Genomic DNA, 12,532 nt, shown 5'->3' on the forward strand with positions numbered 1-12,532 from the left:
AGGAAGTTTAAAAAGTCCGGTTCAGATAACTGTCGCATCTCATCGTTGCCTCGCCAGTCCGGTGCTCGAGTAGTTAAAGCTACACTGCGCTCCTCCTGGCTTCAGCGCCTCGATCTGCTCGGTTCTCTGAATCCTCTTTTTTAAACATGTATTTAGGAAGAAATAAAATTCTGGTCTATGTTTTCATTCTCGAAATATGTATTTTTAGGAATTCTATAACTTTTTCTATACAAATAGTCGGAAAAACGCTAGAATACATGGTAGACCATTTTTGTAATAGGAGTGTAGAGCTGAATGTTACATCAATTTTCACGTAATGAATTAGCCTTCGGTAAAGAAGGACTTGAAATATTAAAAAATAGTACAGTCGGTATTTTAGGGATTGGCGGCGTAGGTTCTTTTGCAGCTGAAGCATTAGCACGTTCTGGAGTTGGGCGTCTCGTATTAGTTGATAAAGATGTTGTAGATATTACAAACGTAAACCGTCAAATTCATGCTTTAGTATCTACTGTAGGACGTTCAAAAGTAGAATTAATGAAAGAGCGTATTGCAGACATTAATCCAGAGTGTGAAGTAATTGGACTAGAAATGTTTTATACCGATGAAACATATGAAGAGTTCTTTAAACATGGCTTGGATTTTGTAGTAGATGCATCTGATACGATTACGTTCAAAATTCATTTAATTAAACAATGTTTACGTCGTAAAATTAAAATTATCTCAAGTATGGGTGCAGCAAATAAAATGGACCCAACTCGTTTCCGTATTGCAGACATCTCGAAAACACATACAGATCCAATTGCGAAAGTCATTCGTACGAAGCTTCGTAAAGAGGGTATTAAAAAAGGTGTAAAAGTTGTCTTCTCTGACGAAAACCCAATCGTAATTCGCGAAGAAGTACGTAAAGAAATCGTACCAGACGAAAATGCAAAAATTCGTAAAGCGAAATTACCGCCTTCATCAAATGCATTTGTACCATCTGTGGCAGGCCTAATTATGGCAAGTCACGTTGTACGTGAACGTATTAAGAACGTAGAAGTGAAGCGTGTAGGGCAAGAATAAAAAGAAAGCATATATCCGTCTAGGATATATGCTTTTTCTATTATGTTTTAAAGAATTGCTGAGATTTGCGATACTAATAATTCAAATGTAAGTAATCCTAATAAATAATAATCGTATTTATCCGACTTATAAGCTGAGGTCTTTTTTAAACTATGAATGGTAAAAAGACCTAATATTAGGACGAGAATGCCAAGTGTTATTTTGAAGACTATGAATGAAATAGCAATCATCTCCCTTCGATCGTATATATTTATATTAACATTTAAGTAAAATATATCCAATTAATCCTAGGTGCTTATTTTTATAACAAATCGACTTATTTTGTTAACGTTTGTTGGTAAATCGATATCCCTTGTCGAATAGTCGATATAATTAAAAAATCGTTGATATAATTCTGTTTACCAATACATCATTCACAGAAAAAACAGGGATGTCACTTAGTAAAAAAAGTGACATCCCTGTTTTTAATTCTCTGCAGAATATATAATATCTAAATTTCCATTTTGATCTGTTCTAAAAATTGGAGCAACCTGTTCTTCTTGTTCTTCAACTGAAACGAGTTTTCGAGCGCGGTCCATAATTCTAACGAGCATAGCGTAATCTTCTTCGATTGCTTGTTGTTTTTTTGTGAGTACAGCTAGTTTTGCTTCCAGTTCATCATTCGTTTTTTGCAGGGACGTGAGCTGAGCTTGTAATACGTCATTTTCAGTTTGTAACTTTGCGAGTGAAGGGTTATTGTGCTCTAAGTTTTGCAAAAATGAAATGACACTTTGCATTGTAAGATCCTGCTTGTTTGGCATAATATCTTCCGAAAACTCGGCATCAATTACGAGTTGTTTCGTTTGCGTGAAATGCTCTTTTTCTATTTTAGCTTCAGAGCGTTTTAATTCTTTACGTTGTTTTTTTGCAAGTTGAACCGCATCTTCGTAATTCGGCCTTACTTCAGCATTCCATCTAAATCCACAAGCTGCTGAAGTGCGATTCAATGTATCGCCGACTTCATCGAATGCTTTTATTTGTGTACTGCCGCTGCGAATATGTCGTAAAACAGTTTCTGCTAAAAGGAGATCGTCTTCTTTTGTCCATGCATCTTGACGTGTTTTCATAAGCGAAGCCTCCATAATGGTGACGTTTTCGCTTATGTTACCCTTTATTTTTCGTTTTATTCGAACTTTGTAATCTTTCATATACAGTAGAAAGTGCTTGCTCAAATTTCCCTGTCGTTTTCGGTTTATAATATTGTTTGTTTTTTATTTTATCAGGTAAGTATTGTTGCTTTACCCAGCCATTTGGATGGTCGTGTGGATATAAGTATCCAATGCCCCTTCCAAGTGATTCGGCACCTTTGTAATGACTATCTTTTAAATGACTTGGGATGTCGCCTGTTTGCCCGTTGCGTAAATCGTGTAATGCAGCATCAAGTGCTTTATAAGCTGAGTTTGATTTTGGTGATAGGCAAAGCTCGATAACGGCATTTGCAAGTGGTATGCGTGCCTCTGGGAACCCAACTCGTTCAGCTGATTCTATAGCTGCCAGTGTACGCGGTCCAGCTTGCGGGCTGGCAAGTCCAATATCTTCATATGCCATAATAAGAAGACGTCTACCAATGCTTTGTAAATCACCAGCTTCAATAAGACGTGCTAAATAGTGAAGTGCTGCATTTACATCACTTCCGCGCACCGATTTTTGAAATGCCGATAATACGTCATAATGAGCATCTCCGCCCTTGTCATGAACGAAGCTCTTTTTTTGTAAGCATTCTTCGGCGATTTCTAGCGTAATTTCCGCAGCTTTGTCATCAGTTGTAAAGCTAGATAAAACAGCTAGTTCAAGTGCATTATAAGCGGAACGCATATCTCCGCCTGATGCATTTGCGAAGTGATGTAGTGCTTCAGGCGTAACAGTTACATCATATTCCCCAAGACCTTTTTCTTTATCTTCAAGTGCTCGTTTTAAGCCAATTAAAAGGTCGTCTTCTGTTAATGCATGTAATTCGAAGATTTGACACCGACTTCGAATAGCAGAATTAATAGCATGGAACGGATTACTCGTCGTCGCACCAATTAAGGTAAGGAGTCCACTTTCTAAATGAGGTAATAGAAAATCCTGTTTTGCTTTATCTAGACGGTGTACTTCATCTAAAATTAAAACGAGGTGTCGATGCATTTTTGCCTCTTGTACGACAACTTCCATATCTTTTTTATTGTGAGTAACAGCGTTTAATAGGCGAAAAGGGGTTCCGGTACTTCCTGCAATTGCGCTCGCGATAGATGTTTTTCCAGTGCCTGGAGGTCCATATAAAATCATAGATTGAAAATGATTTGCTTGGACCATTCGCCATAAAATTTTCCCTTCACCAACTAAATGTTGTTGTCCGATAATTTCTTGAATATTTGTAGGGCGCATTCGATGTGCGAGTGGTTGTTTCATTTTTACCGTCTCCCTTAATGTATAATCTCTTTCTATCGTATCATTTTTTTTAGTGGAATTTGAAATAGGATGCCGTTTTGTGGGAAAAATGAATATGAATATTTTCATTTTTCTTTCAATTGTAATAATTTCCGAGTTTTTCAATGTGATTTTATGTTATCATTTTGATACACAAGTTGAAATTTCTTATAATACTATATTATGCTATAATTTCATAGGATTTTAAATTGTGTTCTTTTATAAATAAGATATAACCAATAGAAGTGAAAATTTGAAAAGAGGTGCAAAATAGATGAAGATTTCAACGAAAGGCCGCTACGGCTTAACAATTATGATCGATCTTGCAAAAAAGTTTGGTGAAGGTCCGATTTCATTAAAATCAATTGCGCAGGCACATGACTTATCGGAACATTACTTAGAGCAATTAATTTCACCACTTCGTAACGCGCGTCTAGTAAAGAGTACACGCGGGGCATATGGCGGATATGTACTATCAGATCAGCCGGCTAATATTACAGCTGGGGATGTAATCCGTGTATTAGAGGGTCCGATTAGTGTTGTAGAAATGATAGAAGAAGAAGAACCAGCACAACGCCAATTATGGATGCGTGTTCGTGATGCGGTGCAAGAAGTGTTAGATAGTACAACGTTAGAAGATTTAGTACGTTATGAGGAAGAAAATCACGGGGGCTATATGTTTTACATTTAATTCCTTGTGAAACGATTTGGAAAGAAGGAGATTTAATGGAACGCATTTACTTAGATCATGCTGCGACATCTCCGACTCACCCAGAAGTGGTCGAAAAGATGATTCCATATATGACAGAAACATTCGGAAACCCGTCTAGTATTCACTTTTATGGACGTCAAACGCGCCATGCAGTAGATGAGGCGAGACGCGCGTGTGCACGTAGCATTCATGCGAATCCGAATGAAATTATATTTACGAGTGGTGGTACGGAAGCTGATAATTTAGCGCTTATCGGTGTAGCGCGTGCGAACCGTCATAAAGGTAACCACATTATAACGACACAAATTGAACATCATGCAATTTTGCATACGTGTGAATTGTTAGAGCGTGAAGGATTTGAAGTGACATATTTACCTGTTGATGAAACAGGACGCGTTCAAGTTTCTGACATACAAAAGGCATTAACAGAAGAGACAATTCTTGTATCTATTATGTTTGGGAATAATGAAGTTGGGACGATGCAACCAATTGCGGAAATAGGTAAGCTGCTAAAAGAGCATCGAGCTTATTTCCATACAGATGCGGTACAAGCTTACGGTTTAGTAGAAATTAATGTGAAAGAGTTTGGTATTGATTTATTATCAATTTCAGCTCATAAAATTAACGGGCCAAAAGGTGTCGGGTTCTTATACGCTGGTGCAAATGTGAAATTTGAACCGTTATTAATAGGCGGGGAGCAAGAAAGAAAACGCCGTGCTGGTACTGAAAATGTGCCGAGTATCGTTGGGTTGCAACATGCAATTATGCTAGCTGAAAAAACTCGTGAGCAAAAAAATGCCCAATATGAAGAGTTTAAAGATATAATGGTATCTGTCTTCAAAAATGAAGACATTACTTTCGAGGTAAACGGAAACTTAGAATATCGCTTACCACATGTGCTTAATATTAGTTTTACAGGAATGAACATTGAACCGTTTCTTGTGAACTTAGACTTAGCTGGCATTGCAGTATCAAGTGGTTCGGCTTGTACAGCTGGTTCAATTGATCCATCACATGTATTAGTGGCGATGTTCGGAAAAGACTCCGATCAAATACGTTCATCCGTACGCTTTAGTTTCGGACTTGGAAATACGAAAGAGCAAGTTGAGAAAGCGGCGTACGAAACAGTGAAAATCGTGAAGCGATTAACACAAAATTAGCATGGGAGGTGACATGATGAACAAACTACCTCACGAAACACGCGTTGTCATCGGGATGTCCGGTGGCGTCGATTCATCTGTAGCGGCTCTTTTATTAAAAGAGCAAGGTTATGATGTAATCGGAATTTTTATGAAAAACTGGGATGATACAGATGAGAATGGTGTCTGCACAGCAACAGAAGATTACAATGACGTAATTGAAGTGTGTAACCAAATTGGTATTCCGTATTATGCAGTAAACTTTGAAAAACAATACTGGGATAAAGTATTTACGTATTTCTTAGATGAGTACCGAGCTGGTCGTACACCAAACCCAGATGTAATGTGTAACAAAGAAATTAAATTTAAAGCATTTTTAGAGCATGCCATTGCGCTTGGTGCAGATTATGTAGCGACAGGTCATTATGCACGCGTTGCTTATATGGACGGCGAATATAAAATGCTTCGCGGCGTTGATGACAATAAAGACCAAACGTATTTCTTAAATCAATTAAGCCAAGAGCAATTATCAAAAACAATGTTCCCGCTGGGTGAACTGAAGAAACCACAAATTCGTGAAATGGCGAAAGAAGCTGGTTTAGCGACAGCGGCGAAGAAAGATAGTACTGGTATTTGCTTCATTGGTGAACGTAACTTTAAAGATTTCTTAAGTAACTATTTACCAGCACAACCAGGTGTGATGCAAACATTATCTGGCGAAGTGAAAGGAAAGCATGACGGTTTAATGTACTACACAATTGGACAACGTCATGGCCTTGGTATTGGTGGTAACGGTGATCCGTGGTTTGCTGTTGGGAAAAACTTGAAAGAAAACATTTTATATGTTGATCAAGGATTCCATAACGAACTTCTATATGGCGATGAAGTTATTGCTACGAATGTTGGCTGGGTAAGTAATAAAGCGAAAGAAAAAGAATTTAAGTGCACAGCGAAATTCCGTTATCGTCAAGAAGACAATAAAGTAACGGTTCAAATCGTTGATGAAAATACAGTTCGTATTCTTTGTGACGAGCCAATTCGTGCAATTACACCAGGACAAGCAGTTGTTTTCTATGATGGAGATGAGTGCTTAGGCGGTGCTACAATTGATGAAGTGTACCGTAGCGGTAAGAAATTGGATTATTTAGGATAAAACGAGAAGCCTCTGCCGATTCGCGGTTAGAGGTTTCTTTTACATAAGGCGAATTTTCGTTCGCTTGGAAAATACATTCTTTGTTATAATTTGTTGTAGAGGTGAAGGACATGTCAAACAAACTTGAAACAGGTATTCAATATATGCAAGAAGGAAACTGGGAAGAAGCTGCTAAAAATTTCACAGAAGCAATCGAAGAAAATCCGAAAGATGCGCTTGGATACATTAATTTTGCGAACTTATTAGATGTACTAGGTGACAGTGAGAGAGCAATTTTATTTTATAAACGTGCATTAGAGTTAGATGATAAATCAGCGGCTGCGTATTATGGATTAGGAAATGTATATTACGGTCAAGAGCAATTTGCAGAGGCTAAAGCTGTATTTGAACAAGCGATGCAAGCTGGATTACAATCAGCTGATGTAACATTTATGCTAGGTATTACACATGTGCAACTTGGAAATGATCGTCTTGCACTGCCGTTCTTACAAAGAGCAACAGAATTAGATGAAAACGATGTAGAAGCTGTGTTCCAGTGTGGACTTTGCTTTGCGCGACTAGAACATATTCAAGAGGCGAAGCCTTACTTTGAAAAGGTATTAGAAATGGATGAAGAGCATGCAGATGCGTATTATAATTTAGGTGTTGCATACGTATTTGAAGATAATAACGAGAAAGCTCTCGCTTTATTTAAGAAAGCAACGGAAATTCAGCCAGATCACTTTTTAGCTGGTAATGGTGTTCGTTTATTAGAGCAAGAAGCTGAATAAGATGAAAATATAGTTAATGAGTAGTTATCCCTCATCTAAATAGGTGGGGGATGTACTGCTCATTAAAGTGAAACGAAACCGGAAAGGAGAGGAAAGATGGGAAATCAACATGCAATGGATTTGTTTGAGGAAGAGAAAAAGTTTATAAAAGCGCAAGTTCTTCATACCATTTTCCACAACGAAGAAAACCTCTATTCCGTTGTCAGTATGAAAGTCATTGAAACGAATGAAACGTACGACGAAAAGAAAGTAATGATAAACGGTCATTTTCCCCGCATGCATGAAGATGAAATGTTTACGTTGACAGGTCATTTTAAAGACCATCCGAAGTATGGAAAACAATATATGGTCGAAACGTTTAAGAAAGAATTGCCGCAAACGAAAGCCGGTATGGTGCAATATTTAGCGAGTGATTTATTTAAAGGGATAGGAAAGCGTACAGCTGAAAAAATTGTAGATCATCTCGGAGAACATGCTATTTCTAAAATTATGGATGACCCTGAGGCATTAAATGGTGTTGTTAATAAACAAAAGGCTCAGGAGATATATGAGACAATTGTTGAACATCAAGGATTAGAGAAAGTAATGAGCTTTTTAAATGGCTACGGTTTTGGAACGAAACTTTCTATTAAGATTTACCAGCAATATAAAGAGATGACATTAGAAGTGATTCGTAATAACCCGTACCAACTTATCGAAGAAGTGGACGGGATTGGTTTTGGAAGAGCGGATGATATAGGGCGTGCGTTAGGGATATCGGGTAATCACGACGACCGTGTACGCGCAGGATGTTTTTACACGTTAGAGAATGTCTCATTACAACTTGGTCACGTTTATATGAGGAAAGACCAACTTGTAAGAGAAACGATGTCACTTTTAAACAATCAAGAAGGAAGAGTGACTGAGGAAGATATTGTAGGCTGTATTGAAACGATGCAAAGTGAAGGGAAAGTCATCATAGAAGAAGAGCGAGTGTATTTAGCAACGTTATTCTACTCTGAAAAAGGTGTTGTAAAGTCCATTCGCAGGCTTATGAATCAAGAAGAAACACCTTCATTTCCAGAGGCAGAAGTGTTAAAAACATTAGGTGAAATTGAAGAACAACTGAACGTACAATATGCACCGTTTCAGCAAGAAGCAATTCAAACGGCACTTCATAAACCGATGATGTTATTGACAGGTGGACCAGGAACAGGGAAAACAACAGTTATTAAAGGAATTGTTGAAATGTATGCGTCACTTCACGGGCTATCGTTAAATCCGAATGAATACAGTGATGATAATCCATTTCCGATATTATTAACGGCTCCAACAGGAAGGGCAGCGAAGCGAATGAGTGAATCAACAGGGCTTCCAGCTTGTACAATTCACCGTTTACTTGGCTGGACGCCAGAAGGGTCTTTCCAGCGTAATGAAACAGATCCGGTACAAGGGAAATTACTCATTATTGATGAATTTTCAATGGTTGATATTTGGCTTGCAAATCAGCTATTTAAATCATTACCGACTAACATTCAAGTTATCGTTGTAGGCGATGAAGATCAATTGCCATCTGTAGGACCTGGACAAGTATTGAAAGATTTATTGAATGCAGGTGCAGTTCCAACAGTGAAGCTTACTGAAATTTATCGTCAAGCGGAAGGTTCATCAGTAATTCAACTTGCCCATGCGATAAAAAACGGCACGCTTCCGCCAGATTTAGCGCAAAATCAAAAAGATCGTTCATTTATCGGCTGCACAGGAGCCCAAATTGTTGAGGTTGTTAAGAAGGTTTGCGAAAACGCTAAGACAAAAGGGTTTAGCGCAAGAGATGTACAAGTATTGGCCCCGATGTATCGTGGACCGGCTGGTATTAATGTACTAAACGAAGCGTTGCAAGAAGTGTTTAATCCGAAAAGAGAAAAGAGTAAAGAAATTGCTTACGGTGATGTTGTATACCGAAGAGGCGATAAAGTTTTGCAACTCGTTAATCAGCCGGAGAGCCAAGTGTTTAATGGTGATATCGGCGAAATTGTTTCGGTGTTTTATGCGAAAGAAAACGTTGAGCAACAAGATATGATTATCGTTTCATTTGATGGAATTGAGGTAACATATACAAAACCAGATTTAAATCAAATTACACATGCCTATTGCTGTTCCATTCATAAATCGCAAGGTAGTGAGTTTCCGATTGTGATTATGCCGATAGTGAAAAGTTATAATCGTATGTTACGTCGTAATTTAATTTATACTGGTATTACAAGAAGTAAGAAGTTCCTTATTATTTGCGGGGAGGAAGCTGCTTTTCAGTCTGGTGTAAATCGCCTTGATGATGCAATGCGTCAAACGACTTTAGCTAGTAGATTGCAGGAATCACAAGGAGAAGTACAGATGGTAACGGTTAATGGCGAAGAAATGGACGTGGAAAACATTTCACCGTATGATTTCATGTAACAAGGTGAAATTATATAGTGAAACTTTCAAACGTATAACGTTGAAAGGCTCCAGCAATGTATAAATGAATGCAGTTTGGACATAATGGCGAATAGAATCCGGGAGACTGTAAGGAGATGAACGCTATATGTTTATTTGTCCAAATTGCAAAGGGAAAGACATTGGAAAAATAGGTGTCAACCAATTTTATTGCTGGAATTGTTATATCGAATTATCGGTTTCAAAGGGGAAAATCCATACGCATCAAGTAGAAGAAGATGGTTCACTAAGCTCTCTTGATGATTTATTTGATGAGAATGAAAGAACGATCGGATAACGAAAAGGGGGATTTACTTTGAATCTACGCAATTCATTAATCGCATTAGGTGTTGGAGCGGCAGCATATCAATATGCTCGCAAACAAGATGTATTTTCAAAACGCAATATGAAAAAAGCACGTAAGATGATTAAATCTTATTTATAAGCGTAAAAAACTCCCTTCATGATAAGGGAGTTTTTTTATGCACTTGTATGCAAATATAAAAGTCCAATTTCAGAGAAGAGATAAGATAGGCCGTAACATCCAACGCCAAGCATGCCGTAATGAAATAATTGCTTCGCTTTTTCTTGTCGTGAGGAACGAACAAAGAAGCCTTTCCAAATACCAAACCCGATACAAATCCATTCAAGAATCATGAAAAGTGCAGATAATATGAGCATAAATAAAACCATTATGAGCCCTCCTGATTATATTGTTTCATGCTGCATTCTCAGGGGTGGTTGTCCTTGTTACGTTATGTATATGTATGTCTTTACAAAACAGTATGGTCTGCACGAAAAGATTTTAAAACTTTTGCACATAACCTACCCTATTTATTTTCAAAATAAAGGTGGAGGAGGTTTTTCATGTGAAGAATCTTAAAATCATTTGGATATATCGTTTAGGATTATTGTTACTTGTCTTTCTTTGTTTGCTCGTCTTTTTAAAAATTAAGCCGCTATGGGCACCTATTATTTTTGTGTTTAAAGTGGCCATTACACCGTTTCTTATTGCATGTTTTATTGCGTATTTATTGCATCCTTTAATTGAAAAAATTCATAAGGAAGGAATGCCGCGCACACTCGCTATTTTGCTCATTTACATCCTTTTCTTTGGCGGAATTGGTTATGGAATTTATAAAGGAACGCCGGTTGTGATTAAGCAATTACAAGAAATCAATGAACAATTCCCGCAGTTTACAAAAATGTATGATTCTTGGATGGATGGTGTTACAGAACAAACAGCGAACTTCCCGTCATTTATTCATGAAAAGGTGAAACAAATTTTTGTTGGAGTAGAGACGAAGATACAAGCACTTTTAAATAAAGTGATGAGTACAGCTCGTGGTGTACTCGATTCATTGCTCATTATTTTCTTAATACCGTTCATTGTATTTTACATATTAAAAGATTATGGTGAGTTTTATCATATCTTTTGGAAACTAGTCCCAAGTAAATGGCGAGGTACGGGGCAAATGCTTGCGAAAGAAATTGATAAATCACTAGGAAGTTATATTCGAGGACAGTTATTTGTTTGTTTAGTATTAGGGGGCGTATCTGCTCTTTCCTTTTGGTTTATCGGTATGAAATATCCATTATTACTCGGGATTATTATTGGGGTGACGGATATAATACCGTATTTTGGCCCTATTTTAGGGGCGATCCCGACATTGATGATTGCGGCAACGGTATCAACAAGTTTACTCGTTAAAGCGGGGATTACGATTGCTATTTTGCAATTCGTAGAAAGTAACATTTTATCCCCTTACATTGTTGGTAAGTCGCTTCGCATGCATCCTGTCATTATTATGCTTGCACTACTAGTTGGGGGAGAAGTGGCAGGAATTGTAGGGTTATTAATATCAGTTCCTGTTTTAGCGGTCATTCGTACGGTGATTGTTCATGTAAGGCCTCTTTGGAAGAAAGAAGATGTGTAATAGGAAGGCCCTCTACTTATAAAAGTAGAGGGCTTATCATTATTTAGAGAGTTGCTCGTTTATTTTTTGAACGAGAGAGCTTACATCATTTGTTTGAATATGTTTTATTTTTTTCCATTCGTTATCATACGTAAATACAATTTGATTGTTGAAAAGGCGCTTTTGTTCTTTTAGATTAGAAATTTTTGCGAAAGAGTACTCTTCAAATATTGGATTCTTACTTACATCTGGTCCAAAAAAGAATAGCCTTTTGTTTGTTAAAATTAGCAATCCTGGCCTTGCGACGGAACGATAAATAAATAAGTCTAGTGAACAGGCTACGTAAAACAATATCGTTTCGTCAGTCGTTAACATATTTTTAGCTTTATGCAATAAGGTTGTCATTATAATCGCTCCTTTATTATTAATGATTTAATTATAAAAAATAAAATATTCAGAAAAGTCAATAGAGGTAGTGCAATTTGTTAATGTATGCATAATATATGAAAAGGCTGTTAAAAATGAATAGTAGAATAGCTATGATTAATAAGTAATTGATATAATATAAATGATTATCTACATTGACAAACTTAAGAGAATTCTATTATATTTAGTCATATAATACATTAAATCAATGACGGAACAAGTACGTTACAGTCCATTTATAGAGAGAAGCTTCCATATGGCTGAAAGAAGCTTTAAATGAAGGGTAACAGAAAGCTAATCCTGAGAGCAGCTAATCACTGCCGTCTTGCCACGTTACGGCACCATGAGGTGATGAATTGATTGTTATAGTAATCAATTCATAATTAGGGTGGTATCGCGAGTTAACTCTCGTCCCTTTTATAGGGGCGGGAGTTTTTTATATTTAAGGAGGAAAA

13 protein-coding genes and 1 other annotated feature are annotated in these 12,532 nt (G+C 37.2%); of the genes, 9 read left to right on the forward strand and 4 right to left on the reverse strand.

Going from position 1 to position 12,532, the window contains the following annotated elements:
* The first annotated feature begins 294 nt into the window (after window positions 1–294).
* Window positions 295–1,062 carry a tRNA threonylcarbamoyladenosine dehydratase gene (locus tag AC2CGR_RS16035; RefSeq protein WP_000903177.1) on the forward strand — a complete coding sequence of 256 codons (768 nt, stop codon included), beginning with the start codon at window positions 295–297 and terminating at the stop codon, window positions 1,060–1,062.
* 464 nt (window positions 1,063–1,526) lie between these two features.
* Here the strand turns inward: AC2CGR_RS16035 and AC2CGR_RS16040 are convergent, their stop codons facing one another.
* Complete coding sequence (locus AC2CGR_RS16040) at window positions 1,527–2,168, reverse strand: RsfA family transcriptional regulator (RefSeq protein WP_087965855.1); 642 nt, start codon at window positions 2,166–2,168, stop codon at window positions 1,527–1,529.
* 37 nt (window positions 2,169–2,205) lie between these two features.
* Complete coding sequence (locus AC2CGR_RS16045; protein WP_000812937.1) at window positions 2,206–3,492, reverse strand: replication-associated recombination protein A; 1,287 nt, start codon at window positions 3,490–3,492, stop codon at window positions 2,206–2,208.
* A gap of 292 nt (window positions 3,493–3,784) precedes the next feature.
* On the opposite strand from AC2CGR_RS16045, the gene cymR reads away from it, so the two are divergent.
* From cymR to AC2CGR_RS16080, 7 genes are all read left to right on the forward strand, one after another.
* On the forward strand, window positions 3,785–4,201 hold the full coding sequence (gene cymR, locus AC2CGR_RS16050) for a cysteine metabolism transcriptional regulator CymR (protein WP_000704116.1): 417 nt from the start codon (window positions 3,785–3,787) through the stop codon (window positions 4,199–4,201).
* A gap of 35 nt (window positions 4,202–4,236) precedes the next feature.
* Window positions 4,237–5,382, forward strand: a complete 1,146-nt coding sequence (locus AC2CGR_RS16055; RefSeq protein ID WP_484481001.1) for a cysteine desulfurase family protein — start codon at window positions 4,237–4,239, stop codon at window positions 5,380–5,382.
* A 16-nt stretch (window positions 5,383–5,398) separates the two neighbouring features.
* Complete coding sequence (mnmA, locus tag AC2CGR_RS16060) at window positions 5,399–6,514, forward strand: tRNA 2-thiouridine(34) synthase MnmA (RefSeq protein ID WP_001038008.1); 1,116 nt, start codon at window positions 5,399–5,401, stop codon at window positions 6,512–6,514.
* Window positions 6,515–6,624: 110 nt separating this feature from the next.
* Window positions 6,625–7,284 carry a tetratricopeptide repeat protein gene (locus tag AC2CGR_RS16065; protein ID WP_000066393.1) on the forward strand — a complete coding sequence of 220 codons (660 nt, stop codon included), beginning with the start codon at window positions 6,625–6,627 and terminating at the stop codon, window positions 7,282–7,284.
* A gap of 96 nt (window positions 7,285–7,380) precedes the next feature.
* Window positions 7,381–9,717 carry an SF1B family DNA helicase RecD2 gene (recD2, locus tag AC2CGR_RS16070; protein ID WP_087965849.1) on the forward strand — a complete coding sequence of 779 codons (2,337 nt, stop codon included), beginning with the start codon at window positions 7,381–7,383 and terminating at the stop codon, window positions 9,715–9,717.
* A gap of 127 nt (window positions 9,718–9,844) precedes the next feature.
* Complete coding sequence (locus AC2CGR_RS16075; RefSeq protein ID WP_000469281.1) at window positions 9,845–10,033, forward strand: hypothetical protein; 189 nt, start codon at window positions 9,845–9,847, stop codon at window positions 10,031–10,033.
* A gap of 18 nt (window positions 10,034–10,051) precedes the next feature.
* Window positions 10,052–10,180: a YrzQ family protein gene (locus AC2CGR_RS16080; RefSeq protein ID WP_001053553.1), complete on the forward strand. Its 129-nt coding sequence runs from the start codon at window positions 10,052–10,054 to the stop codon at window positions 10,178–10,180.
* Between the two features lie 35 nt (window positions 10,181–10,215).
* Here AC2CGR_RS16080 and AC2CGR_RS16085 read toward each other — a convergent pair whose 3' ends face one another.
* Window positions 10,216–10,428, reverse strand: a complete 213-nt coding sequence (locus tag AC2CGR_RS16085; RefSeq protein WP_087965847.1) for a hypothetical protein — start codon at window positions 10,426–10,428, stop codon at window positions 10,216–10,218.
* 176 nt (window positions 10,429–10,604) lie between these two features.
* Here AC2CGR_RS16085 and AC2CGR_RS16090 point away from each other — a divergent pair, with 176 nt between their 5' ends.
* Window positions 10,605–11,672, forward strand: coding sequence for an AI-2E family transporter (locus AC2CGR_RS16090; protein ID WP_087965845.1), 1,068 nt, complete (start codon window positions 10,605–10,607; stop codon window positions 11,670–11,672).
* Window positions 11,673–11,711: 39 nt separating this feature from the next.
* Here the strand turns inward: AC2CGR_RS16090 and AC2CGR_RS16095 are convergent, their stop codons facing one another.
* Window positions 11,712–12,056, reverse strand: coding sequence for a PH domain-containing protein (locus tag AC2CGR_RS16095; RefSeq protein ID WP_087965843.1), 345 nt, complete (start codon window positions 12,054–12,056; stop codon window positions 11,712–11,714).
* Between the two features lie 220 nt (window positions 12,057–12,276).
* Window positions 12,277–12,496: a binding site (T-box leader), on the forward strand.
* The last annotated feature ends 36 nt before the right edge of the window (window positions 12,497–12,532 follow it).

The sequence above is a fragment of the Bacillus sp. LSHTCR4 genome, assembly GCF_057197025.1.

Excerpts from the sequence above, each read along its gene's own strand:
- AC2CGR_RS16075 (WP_000469281.1), top strand. The coding sequence starts at position 9,845 with ATGTTTATTTGTCCAAATTGCAAAGGGAAAGACATTGGAAAAATAGGT.
- AC2CGR_RS16095 (WP_087965843.1), bottom strand. The coding sequence starts at position 12,056 with ATGACAACCTTATTGCATAAAGCTAAAAATATGTTAACGACTGACGAA.
- AC2CGR_RS16035 (WP_000903177.1), top strand. The coding sequence starts at position 295 with ATGTTACATCAATTTTCACGTAATGAATTAGCCTTCGGTAAAGAAGGA.
- AC2CGR_RS16040 (WP_087965855.1), bottom strand. The coding sequence starts at position 2,168 with ATGAAAACACGTCAAGATGCATGGACAAAAGAAGACGATCTCCTTTTA.
- AC2CGR_RS16065 (WP_000066393.1), top strand. The coding sequence starts at position 6,625 with ATGTCAAACAAACTTGAAACAGGTATTCAATATATGCAAGAAGGAAAC.
- AC2CGR_RS16045 (WP_000812937.1), bottom strand. The coding sequence starts at position 3,492 with ATGAAACAACCACTCGCACATCGAATGCGCCCTACAAATATTCAAGAA.
- AC2CGR_RS16085 (WP_087965847.1), bottom strand. The coding sequence starts at position 10,428 with ATGGTTTTATTTATGCTCATATTATCTGCACTTTTCATGATTCTTGAA.
- AC2CGR_RS16055 (WP_484481001.1), top strand. The coding sequence starts at position 4,237 with ATGGAACGCATTTACTTAGATCATGCTGCGACATCTCCGACTCACCCA.
- mnmA (WP_001038008.1), top strand. The coding sequence starts at position 5,399 with ATGAACAAACTACCTCACGAAACACGCGTTGTCATCGGGATGTCCGGT.
- cymR (WP_000704116.1), top strand. The coding sequence starts at position 3,785 with ATGAAGATTTCAACGAAAGGCCGCTACGGCTTAACAATTATGATCGAT.
- recD2 (WP_087965849.1), top strand. The coding sequence starts at position 7,381 with ATGGGAAATCAACATGCAATGGATTTGTTTGAGGAAGAGAAAAAGTTT.